Here is a 16,695-nt window from a genome sequence, read left to right on the forward strand (position 1 = left end):
CTGGCGCAACTCTGCGCCGTTCCCATGCGTTCCGTCTTCGACACAGGTTCTTCAAACAATGCACGACCACGTCAACTGGCTCCGCCACGCTTCGCCCTATATCAATGCCCACCGCGACTGCACCTTTGTGGTGATGCTGCCCGGTGAAGGCGTTGCCCACCCGAATTTCGGCAATATCGTTCACGACCTGGTGCTGCTGCACAGCCTCGGCGTGCGCCTGGTGCTGGTGCATGGCTCGCGCCCGCAGATTGAAGCGCGCCTGGCCAGCAACGGCCTGACCCCGCGCTTTCACCGCGACCTGCGGATCACCGACAGCCCGACCCTGGAATGCGTGATCGATGCGGTCGGCCAGCTGCGCATCGCCATCGAAGCGCGCCTGTCGATGGACATGGCGCGCTCGCCGATGCAGGGCTCGCGCCTGCGCATCACCAGCGGCAACTTTGTCACCGCGCGGCCGATTGGCGTGGTCGATGGCGTTGACTATCACCACACCGGCGAAGTGCGGCGCATCGACCGCAAAGGCATCAATCGCCAGCTGGATGAACGCAGCATCGTGCTGCTGTCGCCGCTGGGTTACTCGCCCACCGGGGAGATTTTCAACCTGGCCTGCGAAGACGTCGCCACCCGCGCCGCCATCGATCTGGACGCCGACAAGCTACTGCTGTTCGGCGCCGAATGCGGCCTGCTCGACGAAGCCGGCAAGCTGGTACGCGAGCTGCGCCCACAACAGGTGCCGGCGCATCTGCAGCGTCTGGGCAGCAGCTACCAGGGTGAACTGCTCGACGCCGCCGCCGAAGCCTGCAAGGCCGGGGTACGCCGCAGCCATATCGTTAGCTATGCCGAAGATGGCGCGCTGCTTAGCGAACTGTTCACCCGCACCGGCAACGGCACCCTGGTGGCCCAGGAGCAGTTCGAATCGCTGCGCGAAGCGACCATCGAGGATGTCGGCGGGCTGATGGAGCTGATCACCCCATTGGAAGATCAGGGCATTCTGGTGCGCCGCTCGCGTGAGGTGCTGGAGCGCGAGATCGAGCAGTTCAGCATTGTTGAACGTGAAGGGCTGATCATCGCCTGCGCTGCGCTGTACCAGATTGCCGACTCGGATTTCGGTGAGCTGGCCTGCCTGGCCGTCAACCCGGCCTACCGCCATGGCGGCCGTGGTGATGAGCTGCTCGAACGCATCGAGGAACGCGCCCGCGCCCAGGGTCTGAAAACCCTGTTCGTACTCACCACCCGCACCGCCCACTGGTTCCGCGAACGCGGCTTTATGCCCAGCAGCGTCGACCGCCTACCGGCCGCCCGCGCCTCGCTGTACAACTACCAGCGCAACTCGCAGGTGTTTGAAAAGGCGCTGTGAATCCAGCGGTACATAACCATTGTGCCAACCCACCCGTAGCCCGGATAAGCCCTAGCGCAATCCGGGAAACATAACGCCGCCAAAACCATGCCCCGGACTGCGCTGCGCTTGTCCGGGCTACTCCTCATCAGCCGGTGCTTTACTGGCTGCGTTTCGGCAAATGGGTCGGCAGATACAAACCCAGATAAGCATCAAACACCCGCATACCTTCCTCGGCCATACGCGGAGTGATTTCGCCGTGCAGCTGCACCGAGCGGGCATACACCCTGTCGCCCAGCTCCATGGCCAAGGCGAATACATCGACATCATCCGGCAGTTGCGGCAACGGGAAGTGGCGGTCGAACAACTGCTGCATCAGCTGGCCCAGCTCGATGTCGTGTTGCCTATCCGCCTGGGTCACTTCCGCCAGGCCGTGCTGCGCCAGAATCAACTGACGCGCGGCGGCATCAGCGGCATAGATCGCCAGCATGCGCTGCTCGACCAGCCGCGACAGATCACGCCAGTCGCGCAGCTGGGCATGTTCAATCGGTTCCTGCAGGCAGGCGCGAAACGCACTGTGAATATCCGCCGTCAGCCCTTCCAGCAAAGCCGGCACGCTGGCGAAGAAGTGATAGACCGAAGACGGTGGAATCTGCGCGCGTTCCGCCACGCTGTAGATCGACAGGCTGGCCACGCCCTGCTCAGCGAGCAATTCACGGGCAGCCGCCAGAATACCGGCAATGCGGCTTTGGCTACTGGCGCGGGGTTTGCGAGCAACAGGCGTACGTGACATGGCGAGACTCGGAGCAAGGAAATAGGGCGGATGACATTTCGCCGCCTACCCTACACCGAACCCGTAGCCCGGATAAAATCCGGGAAGGGTTTTACTGGCAATAAATGCTCCCGGATTGCACCCGGGCTACCAGAGCTATGTAGGGTGGATGACGCTGTTTTCATCCACCAATGCAGTGGTGGATGGATGAAGCGTCATCCACCCTACAAGCACGCGTTAACCACGCGCGCCGCGCACACCTTCAGCCAGCGCCGCACACAGACTCAGCACGCCATCCACCGCCTGCTCGCTGCTGCTGGCGTTGGCGATCTGGTCGATCAGCGCCGAGCCCACCACCACACCATCGGCAAGACGGGCGATGGTCGCCGCATGCTCCGGGGTGCGGATGCCGAAGCCGATGCACAGCGGTAAATCGGTGTGCCTACGCAGGCGGGCAACAGCCTGTTCGACGTGATCCAGGGTCGCCGAGCCAGCACCGGTCACACCGGCCACCGAGACGTAATAGACGAAGCCGGAGCTGCCGTTGAGCACCTTCGGCAGGCGCTTGTCGTCGGTGGTTGGGGTGGTCAGGCGGATAAAGTCCAAGCCCGCGACCTGAGCCGGATCGCAGAGGTCGACGTTATGCTCTGGCGGCAGGTCGACCACGATCAGGCCGTCAACACCGGAGGCCACGGCTTCGGCAATAAAGCGCTCCACGCCGTACTTATGGATCGGGTTGAAGTAACCCATCAGCACCAGCGGCGTGGCCTGCTCACCCTCACGGAACTCGCGGACCATCTGCAGGGTTTTCGCCAAGTCCTGACCGCCTTCCAGGGCGCGGATATTCGCCAGCTGGATCGCCGGGCCATCGGCCATCGGGTCGGTAAACGGCATGCCCAGTTCGATCACGTCGGCGCCAGCCGCCGGCAGGCCCTTGAGGATGGCCAGGGAGGCGTCATAGTTCGGGTCGCCGGCGGTGACGAAGGTCACCAGGGCGGCGCGGTTCTGCTGTTTCAGTTCGGCAAAGCGGGTTTGCAGGCGGCTCATCAGTGTTTCTCCTGCGCAGTGTTTTCCATGTGGTGCATAACGGTCTGCATATCCTTGTCGCCACGGCCGGACAGGTTGATCACCATCAGGTGCTCCTTCGGCAGCTTCGGCGCACGCTTGAAGGCTTCGGCCAGGGCGTGGGCACTTTCCAGGGCCGGGATAATGCCCTCCTTGCGGCAGCAGGTGTGGAACGCGGCCAGGGCTTCTTCGTCGGTTACCGAGGTGTATTCAACCCGGCCGACGTCATGCAACCAGGCGTGTTCAGGGCCGATACCGGGGTAATCCAGGCCGGCGGAAATCGAGTGGGCGTCGATGATCTGGCCGTCGTCGTTCTGCAGCAGGAAGGTGCGGTTGCCGTGCAGTACGCCCGGTACGCCGCCGTTGAGGCTGGCGGCATGCTTGCCGGTTTCGATGCCGTAGCCGGCTGCTTCAACGCCGACGATCTGCACGTCTTTATCGTCAAGGAAGGGGTGGAACAGGCCGATGGCGTTGGAGCCGCCGCCGATGCAGGCCACCAGGCTGTCGGGCAGACGGCCTTCCTGGGCGAGGATCTGATCGCGGGTTTCCTTGCCGATCACCGCCTGGAAGTCGCGCACCATCGCCGGGTATGGGTGCGGGCCGGCCACGGTGCCGATCATGTAGAAGGTATTGTCGACGTTGGTTACCCAGTCGCGCAGCGCTTCGTTCATCGCATCCTTGAGGGTGCCGGTGCCGGCGACCACCGGGATCACGGTGGCGCCCAGCAGCTTCATGCGGAACACGTTGGCCTGCTGGCGATCAATGTCGGTGGTGCCCATAAAGATCACGCATTCCATACCGAAACGCGCCGCAACGGTGGCTGTGGCCACACCGTGCATGCCGGCGCCAGTCTCGGCGATGATGCGTTTTTTGCCCATGCGCCGCGCCAGCAGGGCCTGGCCGATGCAGTTGTTGATCTTGTGCGCGCCGGTGTGATTGAGCTCTTCGCGCTTGAAGTAGATCTTCGCGCCGCCGCACATCTCAGTCAGACGCTCGGCGAAATACAGCGGGCTCGGGCGGCCGACGAAATCACGCTGAAAGTAGGCCAGCTCTTTCTGGAACTCGGGGTCGAGCTTGGCCTTCTCGTATTCGGCGGCCAGGTCGTGGATCAGCGGCATCAGGGTTTCGGCGACATATTGGCCACCGAACGAGCCGAACAGGCCGTTGGCGTCAGGGCCAGTGCGGAAGGAAGTCATGGCGTTCTCCACAGCAAGATAAAAAGGGTAGGAGCGGGGGGACGCCTAGTCGCCATGCCCGCGAATCGCGCCCATGGGGCGCTCCTACAGCGATGGACACAGGATAAAGCTGTGGCGCGCGCGGCAAAAGCGATAAGATCGCCGCAACCTGTCAGGAAAACTCACAGATGAGCCAAGACCTTCCACCGCTTAACGCCTTGCGCGCCTTCGAAGCGGCCGCGCGACTGAACAGCATCAGCCAGGCCGCTAATGAACTGCACGTCACCCATGGCGCAGTCAGCCGGCAGGTTCGTGCCTTGGAGGAATACCTGGGTGTGGCGCTGTTCAGCAAGGAAGGTCGCGGCCTTAAACTCACAGATTCGGGCATTCGTCTGCGTGATGTCAGCGCCGAGCTGTTCAACCGCCTGCGCAGCACCTGCGCCGAGCTGCAGCAGGGCCAGGCCGACGCGCCGTTTGTGTTGGCCTGCCCGGGCAGCCTGCTGGCGCGCTGGTTTATCCCGCGCCTGGACCGGCTCAACCGCGAGCTGCCGGAACTGCGTCTGCAGTTGTCCGCCAGCGAAGGCGAGCTGGACCCGCGCCGCGCTGGCGTGGACGCCACCCTGTGGTTCGCTGAACCGCCGTGGCCAGCGGATATGCAGGTCTATGAATTGACTGTGGAGCGTATCGGCCCGGTGCTTAGCCCACGCTATGCGCACTTCGCGGCACTGCATCAGGCACCCGCCGCCGCGCTGCTCGGTGAACCCTTGCTGCATACCAGCTCGCGCCCGCAGGCCTGGCCCAGTTGGGCCAGCAGCAATGCCTTGGATGCCGGCGCGCTAAAGCTCGGCCAGGGCTTCGAGCATCTGTATTACCTGCTGGAAGCCGCAGCCGCTGGCCTGGGTGTGGCCATTGCGCCGCAACAACTGGTGGCCGACGATCTGGCCGCCGGCCGCCTGGTTGCGCCCTGGGGCTTTGTCGAAACCTCGGCTCGCCTGGCCCTGTGGGTGCCGGCACGCCGCCTGGACAAGCGCGCCGAGCAATTGGCCAAGTGGCTGCACCACGAGCTGGAAGGCTAAGCGACTGAGTGGGCAGAACTGCGGCGACTCAACTAGCGTTGAATCATCAACCTGTGGAGAACACCCATGTCTGATCATCACACCTACAAGAAAATCGAAATCGTCGGCTCCTCGAAAGTCAGCATCGAAGATGCCATCGAAAATGCCCTGGCCGAATGCGCCAAGTCGGTACGCAACCTCGACTGGTTCGAGGTGGTGGAAACCCGTGGGCATATCGTTGATGGCAAGGTCGGCCATTATCAGGTCACCCTGAAAATCGGTTTCCGCCTGAGCAGTAGCTGACCCACACCACGGGCCGTCGCTTGCGCACGGCCCGGTTATCGCCGCCAGACCACCTGCCCCTTGGAATCCGCAGAACAAGCCCCACTATCTAACTCAGGTATTGGCGCTTTGTTGCGCCCGAACAAGCGGATAACCAACAGGTAGGCCCGATGAGCGCACTCGCACAGAGCAAGTTTTCCACCCTCGATCTCGCCCCGGTGCGTGACGACGGCAACGCCGCCCAGGCGCTGCATAACTCCCTGGCTCTGGCGCAGCATGTCGAGCGCCTGGGCTTTGAGCGCTTCTGGGTGGCCGAACACCACAATATGGATGGCATCGCCAGCTCGGCCACCGCCGTGCTGCTGGGTTATCTGGCCGCCGGTACGTCGAAGATTCGCCTGGGCTCTGGCGGAGTGATGCTGCCTAACCATGCGCCGCTGGTGATTGCCGAGCAGTTCGGCACCCTGGCCACGCTCTATCCCGGCCGTATCGAACTGGGTCTGGGCCGCGCACCGGGCGCCGATCACTTCACCGCCCAGGCGCTGCGCCGCGATCGGATTGGCAACGCCGATGACTTCCCCGCAGATGTCGAAGAACTGCAACGCTACCTCGGCCCGCGCACGCCGGATCAGCGGGTGATCGCCATGCCCGGCACTGACACCAATGTGCCGATCTGGCTGCTCGGCTCCAGTCTGTTCAGCGCCCAACTGGCAGGCGAAAAGGGCCTGCCCTACGCCTTCGCCTCACACTTCGCGCCGCGCTATATGCATGAAGCGATTCGCGTCTACCGCAATCACTTCAAGCCCTCGGCGGTGCTCGACAAACCCTATGTGATGCTCGGCGTACCGCTGATTGCCGCCGACACGGACGAGCAAGCCGACTACCTGGCCACCTCGGCCTACCAGCGCATTCTCGCGCTGATTCGCGGCCAGAGCCTGGTGCAGAAACCGCCCGTTACCAGCATGCAGGGCCTGTGGTTGCCGCATGAGAAAGAGGCGGTGAGCAGCTTCCTCGGCATGGCCATGATCGGCGGCCCGGAGAAAGTACGCGCGCGCCTGGAGGTGCTGCTGGAGCAGACCGGTGCCGATGAACTGATCTTCACCTGCGACCTGTATGACTTTGCCGACCGTCTGCATGCATTCGAGCTGGTCGCACAAATGCGCTAGAAGTTTTTCGAACTTGTGCCGCCCGAGCCTGCTCTCAACCCTATAACCCACGCACAGGAGTATTCGGATGAAGAAGACAGCCTCAGCTCATTGGCAAGGTGGCATCAAGGACGGCAAAGGTACGATCTCGACCCAGAGCGGTGCCCTGAAAAATGCGCCATACGGCTTCAATACTCGCTTCGAAGGGCAACCCGGCACCAACCCGGAAGAGCTGATCGGCGCCGCCCATGCCGGCTGTTTCTCCATGGCCCTGTCCAAGGAACTTGGTGAAGCCGGGATGACCGCCGAAAGCATCGACACGCAAGCAGAGGTGACTCTCGATAAACAAGATGGCGGCTTTGCCATCACCGCCGTGCACCTGACGCTCAAGGCACGCATCCCCGGCGCCGACCGTGCGGCCTTCGAGAAGGCCGTGGCAATTGCCAAGAACGGCTGCCCGGTGTCCAAGGTGCTGAACGCCGAGATCACCCTGGAAGCGGTGCTCGATAGCAGCCTCTAATTCAGAACCTGCTCACGATCTAGCGAGCTAGAGCACTGCAAGGCAAAAACAGGCAAGGAAGCGGACTGGGCTCGCACACGAGTGTACTTTTGTACATGAGCATTCCGACTGGGCTCGCATCCGAGCCTGTTTTTAACGCAGCAGGGCCGACGCGCAGCAGATCGTGGGCAGGTTCTTAGAAGGTGCCGCAGCGCAGTACCTTACCCCGCGCCAGCACATTGCGCTGCTCATCGTAGAGCCAGGCCTGCGCCTTCATTAGCAAGGGCCTGGCTTCCAGCCGGTAGCGCTGGCCGGCGACAAAATTGTCATGCCGCACGCGAATCTCGCAGGTCACCTGGCGTGGCTCATAGGCGCCATCCAGGCCACCGCCGCTGTTCACTTCAAACTGAAAGCGTGCCTGCAACTCATGGGCCCCGGCGGGCACCTGAAAGTAGCGGCCATCGCTCAAACGCTGACCATCGAGCCGATCCGCCATCAGCAGCGTGCCGCCGCTACTGCGCAGCTCGACCCAGGCCTGATTCGGATCAGGCGCAGGCACCGGCGAGGCGCAGGCACTGAGTACCAACGCAGCACTAAGCACAGCCAGATAACGCATGGGGCACCTCCACAAATCGCAACAACCGTTAGCCTACGCCGATCCCGCGCTGGAGGCAGCAGCGCCGATGCGCTAGCGTGGCAGCCTGATTCCTCACGGGTACTGATCAATGTTCGACGCCCTGCTCTTACGCTGGGTTCCACTGGCCGCCGCGCTGCTGCTCAGCGGTTGCAGCACCCTGGATTACTACAGCCATCTGGCCGGCGGGCATCTGCAATTGCTGCAGGCGCGCGAGCCGATTGCCGAGCTGCTGGAGAACCCGACTGCCGACCCTGAGCTGAAGCAACGCCTAGCCCTGGCTCAGCAAGCACGGGATTTTGCCAGCGCTCAGTTGGCCCTGCCCGACAACGGCAGCTACCGCCTGTACGCCGATATCCAGCGACCCTTTGTGGTGTGGAATGTGTTTGCCACCCCGGAGTTTTCCCTGTCGCCTGAGCTGCACTGCTTCCCGATTGCTGGCTGCGTGGCCTATCGCGGCTTCTACAGTCAGGGTCGGGCGCGCGGCTCGGCAGCGCTGCTCAAACAGCAGGGTCTGGATACCTACCTGGGCGGCGTCGAAGCTTACTCAACCCTGGGCTGGTTCGATGACCCGATTCTCAACACCATGCTGCGCTGGAGCGATGAACGCCTGGTAGCGGTGATCTTCCACGAACTGGCGCATCAGCAGCTGTATGTGGCGGACGACACTGCGTTCAATGAATCCTTCGCCAGCTTTGTCGAGCGTGAAGGCCTGCGCCAATGGCGCGCCAAACAGGGCCTGCAGCCCAGCGACCCGCAGGGCGAACAGCAGCGCGAGCAATTTATCGCGCTGGTGCTGGCAAGCCGAACGCGGCTGCAACAGCTCTACGCCAGTGATCTGCCGCCCACGCAGATGCGCAGCGGCAAGCAGGCCGAGATCGCCCGCCTGCGCGCCGAATACCATGCACTCCGCAAACGCGAGTGGGGCGGCAGCGGGCGTTACGACGACTGGATCAACGCGCCGATCAACAACGCCAAGCTGTTGCCGTTTGGCCTCTATGATCAATGGGTGCCGGCCTTTGCCGCGCTGTTCGAGCAGGTTGAGCGTGACTGGTCGCGCTTCTATCAGCGTGTCGCCGCCCTGGGCAAACTGCCCGAGGTAGAACGGCATCAGGCACTGGCCGACTTATCTTCAGGCTCTTAGAACTTACGTACCTAAAAACCACTCCAACCCCTGTAGTTTCTGTTCACGCAAAAGGAGCGATGCAATGAACAAATTCACCCTGGCCGTGCTGCTTGGTCTACTTAGCACCAGCGTATTGGCCGCACCCAAGCCCTGCGAAGAGCTGCGTGCGGAGATTGAAGTGAAAATCCAGGCTGCCGGCGTGGCCAGCTACACCCTGGAAATTGTACCCAACGAAGAAGCCCAGGACCCCAATATGGTGGTCGGTAGCTGCGACGGCGGCACCAAGAAAATCATCTATCAGAGAAACGGCTAACCGTGCGATGGGTTACGCCTACGGCTAACCCATCCGATTTAGCCCACGAACGCCTGGTGCAACTCGGCCAGGCTGTGGAAGTGATAGGTAGGCGCCTCGGCCTGCAACTCGGCAAAACTGCCAAAGCCATACCCCACCGCTGCCGCATCCAGGCCATTGCGCCTGGCGCCGATCAGGTCGTGCTTGCGATCACCGATCATCAGCGTCGCCTCTGGCGCAAGCTGTTCCTTTTCCAGCAGATGGGCGATCAGCTCGACCTTGTCGGTGCGCGTGCCGTCTAGCTCGCTGCCGTAGATCACCTTGAAGTGCTGGGCAAAGCCAAAGTGCCGGGCAATCTGCTCGGCAAACACCGTTGGCTTGCTGGTGGCGATATACAGCGTGCGCTGCTGGTTCTGCAGTAGCTGCAACAGCTCGCCCACACCGTCGAACAGCTGGTTTTCATACAGGCCCACCTCGCGGAAACGCTCGCGGTAGTGGTTCACCGCCTGCCAGGCCGTGGCCTCGTCAAACTGGTATGTGTGCATAAAGCACTGCAGCAACGGCGGGCCGATAAAGTGCTCCAGCGCCTGCAGATCAGGCTCATCAATGCCCAACTTGGCCAAGGCATGCTGCACCGAACGGGTAATCCCCTCACGCGGGTCGGTCAGGGTGCCGTCGAGGTCAAACAGGATGGTCGAGTAATGCAAAGCCGCTTGAGTCATCAGCTGCCGTAACCTTCCATCAGGTGCTGATCCTTCAGCCGTACGTAGTTGTCAGCGCTGTAGCGGAAGTAGCTGCGCTCCTTCTCGCTCAGTTCGCGGGCTTGTTTGGCCGGGCTGCCGACGTACAGGTAGCCACTTTGCAGATGGCTGCCTGGCGGCACCAGGCTGCCGGCGCCGAGCATCACCTCGTCATCGATAACCACGCCATCCATAATGATGCTGCCCATGCCGATCAGTACCCGGTTGCCGATGTTGCAGCCGTGCAGGGTGACGTTATGGCCGATGGTCACATCGTCGCCGATATTCAGCGGATAGCCGCGCGGGTTGAAGGGCCCGGCGTGGGTGATGTGCAGCACGCTGCCGTCCTGGATGCTGCTGCGCTCGCCAATGCGGATGCTGTGCATGTCGCCACGGATCACCACCAGTGGCCAGACCGAGCTGTCCGCGCCGATTTCCACATCGCCGAGCACCACGGCTGAGGCATCGACAAAGGCCCGTGAACCGAGCAATGGGGTGAACTGTTGGTAAGTACGAATTGCCACGATAGAAACCTCTTAGGCTGCGTCTGGCCTTGATTGTAATTAAGATGGCACCCATGTTCAGGATATGCGCGCTGTTTTGTCGATGGCGGTATCCACTCAAGCCTGCCCCTGGGAGCCTTTTGCGCCCGCCGGGGTCACAGCTGCAAACCCATTCCGTTACAGGTGACCTGTCGTGACTGCCAACAATCCACTGCTGCAAGCCTTCGATCTGCCGTCCTATGCCGCCATCCGCCCGGAGCATGTCGAGCCGGCGGTGGACAGCATTCTTGCCGACAACCGCGCGGCCATGAGCCGGCTGCTTGAACAACAGTCTGGCACACCGAGCTGGGATGGCTTGGTGCTCGCGCGGGATGAGTTGCGCGCACGCCTGAACCAGGCGTGGGGGCCGGCCGGCCACCTGAATGCCGTGTGCAATAGCCCCGAGCTGCGCGCCGCCTACGAGGCCTGCCTGCCGAAGCTGTCCGAGTACTGGACCGAAATCGGCCAGAACCAGCCGCTGTTCCAGGCCTATCAGAAGCTGGCTGAAAGCCCCGCAGCCGCCGGTTTCGACGTGGCGCAGAAGACCATCCTCGAACACGCCCTGCGTGATTTCCGCCTGTCCGGTATCGACCTGCCGGCCGAACAGCAGAAGCGCTACGGCGAGATCCAGATGCGGATATCCGAGCTCGAAAGCCGCTTCTCCAATCAGTTGCTTGATGCTACCCAGGCCTGGACCAAGCACATCACCGACGAAGCCGCTCTGGATGGCCTGACCGACTCCGCCAAAGCGCAGATGAAGCAGGCCGCCGAGGCCAAGAGCCTGGACGGCTGGCTGATCAGCCTGGAGTTTCCCAGCTACTTCGCGGTGATGACCTACGCCAATGACCGCGCCCTGCGCGAAGAGGTGTATGCCGCCTACTGCACCCGCGCCTCCGATCAGGGACCGAATGCCGGACAGAACAACAATGGCCCGGTGATGCTGGAAATCCTCGCCCTGCGTCAGGAGCTGGCCAAGCTGCTGGGCTTCGACAATTACGCCGAGCTGAGCCTGGCCAGCAAGATGGCCGAGACCACCGATCAGGTGCTGCACTTCCTGCGTGACCTCGGCGTGCGCGGCAAGCCGTTTGCCGAGCAGGACCTGCGCGAGCTGCAAGCCTTTGCTGCCGAACAGGGCTGCAACGATTTGCAAAGCTGGGATGTGGGCTACTACAGCGAGAAACTGCGCGAGCAGCGCTACAGCATTTCCCAGGAAATCCTCCGCGCCTACTTCCCCATCGACAAGGTGCTCAGCGGCCTGTTCGCCATCGTCGAGAAGCTCTACGGCATCCAGATTGAGGAGCTATCCGGCTTCGACAGCTGGCACCCGGATGTGCGCCTGTTTGAAATCAAGGAGAACGGCGCCCACGTCGGCCGATTCTTCTTCGACCTTTACGCCCGCGCCAACAAGCGCAGTGGCGCCTGGATGGACGGCGCGCGTGACAAACGCCGAGACGCTGCTGGCAAGCTGATCAGCCCGGTGGCCAACCTGGTGTGCAACTTCACCCCGGCAGTCGGCGGCAAGCCGGCGCTGCTGACCCACGATGAAGTCACCACCCTGTTCCACGAATTTGGCCACGGCCTGCATCACCTGCTGACCCGCGTCGAACATGCCGGCGCGTCAGGCATCAACGGCGTGGCCTGGGATGCCGTGGAGCTGCCGAGCCAGTTTATGGAGAACTGGTGCTGGGAGCCCGAGGGCCTGGCGCTGATTTCCGGCCATTTTGAGACCGGCGAGCCGCTGCCACAGGACCTGCTGGACAAGATGCTGGCGGCGAAGAACTTCCAGTCCGGCTTGATGATGGTGCGGCAGATCGAATTCAGCCTGTTCGACTTCGAACTGCACGCCACCCACGGCGACGGCCGCAGCGTGCTTGACGTACTCGAAGGCATCCGCCAGGAAGTCTCGGTGCTGCGTCCGCCAGCCTACAACCGCTTCCCCAATAGCTTTGCGCACATCTTCGCCGGCGGTTATGCGGCCGGTTACTACAGCTACAAGTGGGCCGAAGTGCTGAGCGCCGACGCCTTCTCCAAATTCGAGGAAGAAGGCGTATTCAACAGTTCCACCGGTCGCGCCTTCCGTGAGGCGATTCTGGCCCGCGGCGGTTCGCAGGAACCGATGGTGCTGTTTGTCGACTTCCGTGGCCGCCCACCCTCCATCGACGCCCTGCTGCGCCACCTAGGCCTGAGCCAGGAGGCCGCATGACAGATGCACCTGTAAATGTCAGCGCAAAACGCTTTATCGCCGGGGCGGTCTGCCCGGCGTGCAGCGAAATGGACAAGATCCAGATGTGGAATGTGGATAACGTGCCGCACCGCGAATGCGTGGCCTGCGGCTACGCCGACACCCTGGACGAACGCGGCAACTCGGTGCCGCGCGAGCTGCCGACGCGGGTCAATATCAGCGCACTAAAACCCAAGGTCGCCGACCCCAAAGTGCAAGTTGTGCAGTTCTTCCCTAATCCGAAGTTAAAAAAACCAACCGAATAAACAAACCGCCAAGGAGGGCATATGTGGCATCTGGTCTGTGGCGATGCAGCAGCCGAGGGGGTGGGCTTCGCCCTCGGTGAAAGCGTGGCGCGCACAGCTTTGCGGGTGATGCGTGATGATCTGGCAGTCGGGCCGCTGCAGGATATCGACAGCCCGCCGTGCAGTACACGCAGCGCCTACTGGCAAAGCGTCTGGCCGCACGCGGTGCAACCGGCGCCGGATTTCACTGCCGAACTGTCGGCCGATGCGCGGTGGCTGGCCGAACTGGCAACTGGCGAGCGCGCGGTTACCGTCTGGCATGGCGACAGTTGCTCCGAGCAATTGCTGCTGGCTCGCGTAGCCCATGCGTTGGCCGGCTCTGCTATCGAGTTATGGGAAGTCGCCTGCGGCAATCCACAGCTACCACCGCGCCGGGCGGTGTCCCTGCGGCGCCCTGAGGAACTGCCGGCGCTGTATCAGCAGCGCCAGCAACTGGATGCCGCCAGGCGCAGCTTGCTGGTCGAGCAGTGGCAGCAAGCGAAGCAGCACAACACGGCTATCCGTATCTGGCATGCCGGGCGCTTCAAGTATCACGAGCACGACTTGGTCGATAACCCCTTGCTGCAGCATTGCACCGAGGATTGGCGGCCATTGGCTCGAGTGATGGCCGAGGTGATGGCGCAGTGCAAAGGCTTCTTCCCGACAGATTCCTTTCTGCATTGGCGCGCCTGTGAGCTGGCTCGCGCTAAGCAGTTGCAGCTGTCCCAACCGTTAACGGCAGCCTACGCCGATCAGCAGGTACGCCAGCTCAAGGCGTAGCGCTTTCGCCCTGCTGCTGATGGCGATCAAGCATGCGCTGGTAATCGCCATTGGCGCGCAATTGCGCCAAGCCCTGGTTGAACTGCGCGATGATCACCGCCGCTTGCGGGTGACTGCGCGGCACGATCAGGTGCAAGGTACTGCTGCTGATCGCACTGTTGGAGCGGCGAAAGCGTTCGCTAGGCACTCCGGTCAATTGCAGCGCGGTTTCACCCAGGCGCCGATCGGAGATAAAGAAATCATCGCGATCCATCAATAGCAGGCGTGCGCACTCATTCAGCCCGGCCGGGGAGTGCCGGTTTAACTGCCCATCATCAAGCAACTGCTGAATGATCGGCGGTGGCTGCCAACCGAGTGGATAACACAGGCGGCGGCCCTGCATGCTGGACACATCGTCGACCTCGATCACCTCACCAGCACGGCTGAAAATATGCTGTTCGGCGATAAACAGCGGCTCCGAGTAGAGAAATACCTCTTCGCGCTGTGGGGTGCGTACGTAAGGGAAAGTCGCGTCATACTGCCCGCGCAGGGTTTTCAGGTATCCGCGGTTCCATGGCTGCCAATCCAGGCTGCTGTCGATACTGCTGCGCTGCAATGCCGCGCGCACCACCTGCGTCAGCATGCCACCTGCAGGCAGCGCCTTACCGGTAAAGGGCGCGTAGTCATCGCCAGTAACCAGACGCAACGGCGCCGCCAGGGCGCTGGTGCAGAGCGCTAGGCTTAAGAACAGACAGATAAGTGTTCGTGCAGGCATCAACCTGACCTTAGCGCGGGACGCGCAACGCAGAGCAGCAGTGATCCTGACTCCAGTGTAGGCGGCACTATGCGCATAACTAGTCAAATAACCCTAGCTGGCCATTGGTCGCGGTGGGGGCATCAGCATGCACAGCCGCAGGTGCATTGGCCAACCGCTCAGCCAGCCCCGCTGCCCGCTCCGCGCGGGTGGCCACGGCCTCGCTTAAACGCGGCGGCAAAGCCCAGATTTCCACCTTGTGTTTGGCGCGGGTGATGCCGGTGTAGAACAGGCTGCGGCTTAGCAATGGGCTGGGTTGCTCGGGCAACACCAGCAGCACTTCGGCGAATTCCGAGCCCTGGCTTTTGTGCACGGTCATGGCGAAGGCGCTGTCGTGGCTGGGCAAGCGCGCCGGGGCGAAGGGGCGGTAGCCTTCTTCACCCTCAAAAAACACTCGCAGGCCGTACTCAGTGTGTAGGCAGATACCGATATCGCCGTTAAACAAGCCAAGGGCGTAGTCGTTCTGCCGCACCATCACTGGCCGACCAACGTACCAGCGCTCGCGGCTGGCAACATGACTGCGGCGCTTGATCCGTGCCTCCAAGGCCTCGTTGATCCCAGCCACGCCCCAGGCACCTTCACGCTGGGCGCAAAGCGCGCGGAAGGTATTGAACGCGGCGAAGGCCGCAGCAGGGTCGGCACTTTTGGCAGCGCTGATATAGGGCGCGTAGCCCTGATCCAGACGCTCCAGCAGCTCGTTGGGCGTCGGCTGGGCATTCCAGGCCAAGTCGTGGCGGTCTTCCTTGAGCAGGTTCAGCGTACCGCTGACATCGCCGCTATTAATCCGCCGCGCCAATTCACCAATGCCGCTGTCGCCGGCAAAGCGGTGGCTGTGGGTCAGCAGTACCACGGCGTCGCCCAGTTGCGAGCTGGGTTGGCTGACCTGCACCTGCTGGCCGGTGATACGTTGCAGCTCGCTGGCGGCCTGAGCATCAAAGCCACGGCCCTCGCAGAGTTCGGCAAACACCGCGCCGGCTTCCACGGCGCACAGCTGGTCCTTGTCGCCGAGCAGGATCAGCCGCGCAGTGGGCGGCAGTGCATCGAGCAGCTTGGCCATCAGCGCCAGATCGACCATCGAGGCTTCGTCCACCACCAGCACGTCCAGCGCCAGCGGGTTGGCAGCGTGATGCCGCACCTGCGGGCTGTCGCCCCGGCTTCCGAGCAGGCGGTGCAAGGTGCGCGCCTCATCGGGCAGCGCGGCTTTGATCGCCTCGCTGACCGGCAATTCGGCTTTGGCATTACGAATGGCTTCGGCCATCCGCGCGGCGGCCTTGCCCGTTGGCGCGGCCAGGCCGATGGCCAGCGGAGCGCCGCCCGGATGTTCGCAGCCAGGTTGTTCTAATAACGCGGCGAGCAGACGCACCACAGTGGTGGTTTTGCCGGTGCCGGGGCCGCCGGAGATCACCGCCAGCTTACGCCGTACCGCTTGTGCGGCGGCCAGGCGCTGCCAGTCGGGTTGTTGCTGCCCCGCCTGTGATAAAGAGTTGAAAGCAAATAGCCGGGCCAGGCTTTCGCTCAATTGCGCCTCATCCACTACCGGCAAATCGGCTGCACGCCGCAACAACTGTTCGGCCAATTGACGTTCGTAGGCCTGGTAGCGCGCCAGATAGAGGCGGCCGTGTTCGAGAATCAGCGGGGTGAAATCACCGTCGCCGCCCACCAGGGCCGAGGCCTCAAGCTGAGCTTGCCATTCACCCAGCGCCGGCACGTTAAACGCGTGCTCGGGCCAGGGCCGCTGCCCGGCCAATCGCGCCAGTGGCAGGCACACATCGCCTTTATCCAACGCCATACACAGCAACGCCGCCGAGGCCAGCACCACAGGTGACGCCGTAGGATCAAGGCGCTGCAGGCTGTCGACCAGCGCGCGTTCCAATGGGCCAAGGGGTAGATCAGACAGCATGGCGATACCCCTGTAGGAGCGGGCCATGCCCGCGATGGTTTTGCGCTGCCACAT

General features: G+C 62.7%; 18 protein-coding genes. 10 read left to right on the forward strand and 8 right to left on the reverse strand.

Annotated elements, in window-relative coordinates; translation table 11 throughout:
• The first annotated feature begins 58 nt into the window (after positions 1 to 58).
• Positions 59 to 1,357 carry an amino-acid N-acetyltransferase gene (gene argA / locus Q8O69_RS16180; RefSeq protein WP_275959862.1) on the forward strand — a complete coding sequence of 433 codons (1,299 nt, stop codon included), beginning with the start codon at positions 59 to 61 and terminating at the stop codon, positions 1,355 to 1,357.
• 139 nt (positions 1,358 to 1,496) lie between these two features.
• Here argA and Q8O69_RS16185 read toward each other — a convergent pair whose 3' ends face one another.
• The 3 genes from Q8O69_RS16185 to trpB all read right to left on the reverse strand — a co-directional run bounded on the left by Q8O69_RS16185 (position 1,497) and on the right by trpB (position 4,369).
• Positions 1,497 to 2,129, reverse strand: a complete 633-nt coding sequence (locus Q8O69_RS16185) for a TetR/AcrR family transcriptional regulator (protein WP_305593264.1) — start codon at positions 2,127 to 2,129, stop codon at positions 1,497 to 1,499.
• A gap of 216 nt (positions 2,130 to 2,345) precedes the next feature.
• The gene (gene trpA, locus Q8O69_RS16190) at positions 2,346 to 3,155 is read right to left on the reverse strand and encodes a tryptophan synthase subunit alpha (RefSeq protein WP_305593265.1); all 810 of its coding nucleotides are present in this window, start codon (positions 3,153 to 3,155) and stop codon (positions 2,346 to 2,348) included.
• Complete coding sequence (gene trpB, locus Q8O69_RS16195; RefSeq protein WP_305593266.1) at positions 3,155 to 4,369, reverse strand: tryptophan synthase subunit beta; 1,215 nt, start codon at positions 4,367 to 4,369, stop codon at positions 3,155 to 3,157. The genes trpA and trpB overlap by 1 nt, the downstream gene beginning before the upstream one ends.
• Before the next feature lie 167 nt (positions 4,370 to 4,536).
• Here trpB and Q8O69_RS16200 point away from each other — a divergent pair, with 167 nt between their 5' ends.
• The 4 genes from Q8O69_RS16200 (at position 4,537) to Q8O69_RS16215 (ending at position 7,350) form a co-directional block, all read left to right on the forward strand.
• Entirely contained in the window at positions 4,537 to 5,424 is an 888-nt protein-coding gene (locus tag Q8O69_RS16200; protein WP_305593267.1) for a LysR family transcriptional regulator, read from the forward strand.
• Between the two features lie 66 nt (positions 5,425 to 5,490).
• Positions 5,491 to 5,706: a dodecin gene (locus tag Q8O69_RS16205; RefSeq protein WP_275959867.1), complete on the forward strand. Its 216-nt coding sequence runs from the start codon at positions 5,491 to 5,493 to the stop codon at positions 5,704 to 5,706.
• Between the two features lie 149 nt (positions 5,707 to 5,855).
• The gene (locus tag Q8O69_RS16210; protein ID WP_305593268.1) at positions 5,856 to 6,851 is read left to right on the forward strand and encodes an LLM class flavin-dependent oxidoreductase; all 996 of its coding nucleotides are present in this window, start codon (positions 5,856 to 5,858) and stop codon (positions 6,849 to 6,851) included.
• A gap of 67 nt (positions 6,852 to 6,918) precedes the next feature.
• Positions 6,919 to 7,350: an OsmC family protein gene (locus Q8O69_RS16215; protein ID WP_305593269.1), complete on the forward strand. Its 432-nt coding sequence runs from the start codon at positions 6,919 to 6,921 to the stop codon at positions 7,348 to 7,350.
• A 175-nt stretch (positions 7,351 to 7,525) separates the two neighbouring features.
• On the opposite strand, the gene Q8O69_RS16220 is transcribed toward Q8O69_RS16215, so the two are convergent.
• On the reverse strand, positions 7,526 to 7,945 hold the full coding sequence (locus Q8O69_RS16220; RefSeq protein ID WP_305593270.1) for a hypothetical protein: 420 nt from the start codon (positions 7,943 to 7,945) through the stop codon (positions 7,526 to 7,528).
• Positions 7,946 to 8,054: 109 nt separating this feature from the next.
• On the opposite strand from Q8O69_RS16220, the gene Q8O69_RS16225 reads away from it, so the two are divergent.
• Together Q8O69_RS16225 and Q8O69_RS16230 are read left to right on the forward strand one after the other, a co-directional pair.
• Entirely contained in the window at positions 8,055 to 9,107 is a 1,053-nt protein-coding gene (locus Q8O69_RS16225; protein WP_305593271.1) for an aminopeptidase, read from the forward strand.
• Positions 9,108 to 9,171: 64 nt separating this feature from the next.
• Positions 9,172 to 9,402 carry a DUF1161 domain-containing protein gene (locus Q8O69_RS16230; RefSeq protein ID WP_305593272.1) on the forward strand — a complete coding sequence of 77 codons (231 nt, stop codon included), beginning with the start codon at positions 9,172 to 9,174 and terminating at the stop codon, positions 9,400 to 9,402.
• 38 nt (positions 9,403 to 9,440) lie between these two features.
• Here the strand turns inward: Q8O69_RS16230 and Q8O69_RS16235 are convergent, their stop codons facing one another.
• Together Q8O69_RS16235 and Q8O69_RS16240 are read right to left on the reverse strand one after the other, a co-directional pair.
• Entirely contained in the window at positions 9,441 to 10,088 is a 648-nt protein-coding gene (locus Q8O69_RS16235; protein WP_305593351.1) for an HAD family hydrolase, read from the reverse strand.
• Between the two features lie 14 nt (positions 10,089 to 10,102).
• Positions 10,103 to 10,645: a gamma carbonic anhydrase family protein gene (locus Q8O69_RS16240; protein WP_275959875.1), complete on the reverse strand. Its 543-nt coding sequence runs from the start codon at positions 10,643 to 10,645 to the stop codon at positions 10,103 to 10,105.
• 172 nt (positions 10,646 to 10,817) lie between these two features.
• On the opposite strand from Q8O69_RS16240, the gene prlC reads away from it, so the two are divergent.
• The 3 genes from prlC to Q8O69_RS16255 are packed head-to-tail and all read left to right on the forward strand — an operon-like array spanning position 10,818 to position 13,948.
• Positions 10,818 to 12,866: an oligopeptidase A gene (gene prlC, locus Q8O69_RS16245; RefSeq protein WP_305593273.1), complete on the forward strand. Its 2,049-nt coding sequence runs from the start codon at positions 10,818 to 10,820 to the stop codon at positions 12,864 to 12,866.
• Positions 12,863 to 13,150, forward strand: coding sequence for a YheV family putative zinc ribbon protein (locus Q8O69_RS16250; protein WP_305593274.1), 288 nt, complete (start codon positions 12,863 to 12,865; stop codon positions 13,148 to 13,150). Before prlC ends, Q8O69_RS16250 begins: the two co-directional genes overlap by 4 nt.
• Before the next feature lie 21 nt (positions 13,151 to 13,171).
• Entirely contained in the window at positions 13,172 to 13,948 is a 777-nt protein-coding gene (locus tag Q8O69_RS16255; protein ID WP_305593275.1) for a DUF1835 domain-containing protein, read from the forward strand.
• Here the strand turns inward: Q8O69_RS16255 and Q8O69_RS16260 are convergent.
• Both Q8O69_RS16260 and recD read right to left on the reverse strand, forming a co-directional pair.
• Positions 13,938 to 14,702, reverse strand: a complete 765-nt coding sequence (locus tag Q8O69_RS16260; RefSeq protein ID WP_305593276.1) for an ABC transporter substrate-binding protein — start codon at positions 14,700 to 14,702, stop codon at positions 13,938 to 13,940. The genes Q8O69_RS16255 and Q8O69_RS16260 overlap by 11 nt on opposite strands.
• A 79-nt stretch (positions 14,703 to 14,781) precedes the next feature.
• Positions 14,782 to 16,641 carry an exodeoxyribonuclease V subunit alpha gene (gene recD / locus Q8O69_RS16265; protein ID WP_305593352.1) on the reverse strand — a complete coding sequence of 620 codons (1,860 nt, stop codon included), beginning with the start codon at positions 16,639 to 16,641 and terminating at the stop codon, positions 14,782 to 14,784.
• Positions 16,642 to 16,695: the final 54 nt, after the last annotated feature.

The sequence above is a fragment of the Pseudomonas sp. genome, from assembly GCF_030690725.1.
Classification (GTDB): domain Bacteria; phylum Pseudomonadota; class Gammaproteobacteria; order Pseudomonadales; family Pseudomonadaceae; genus Aquipseudomonas.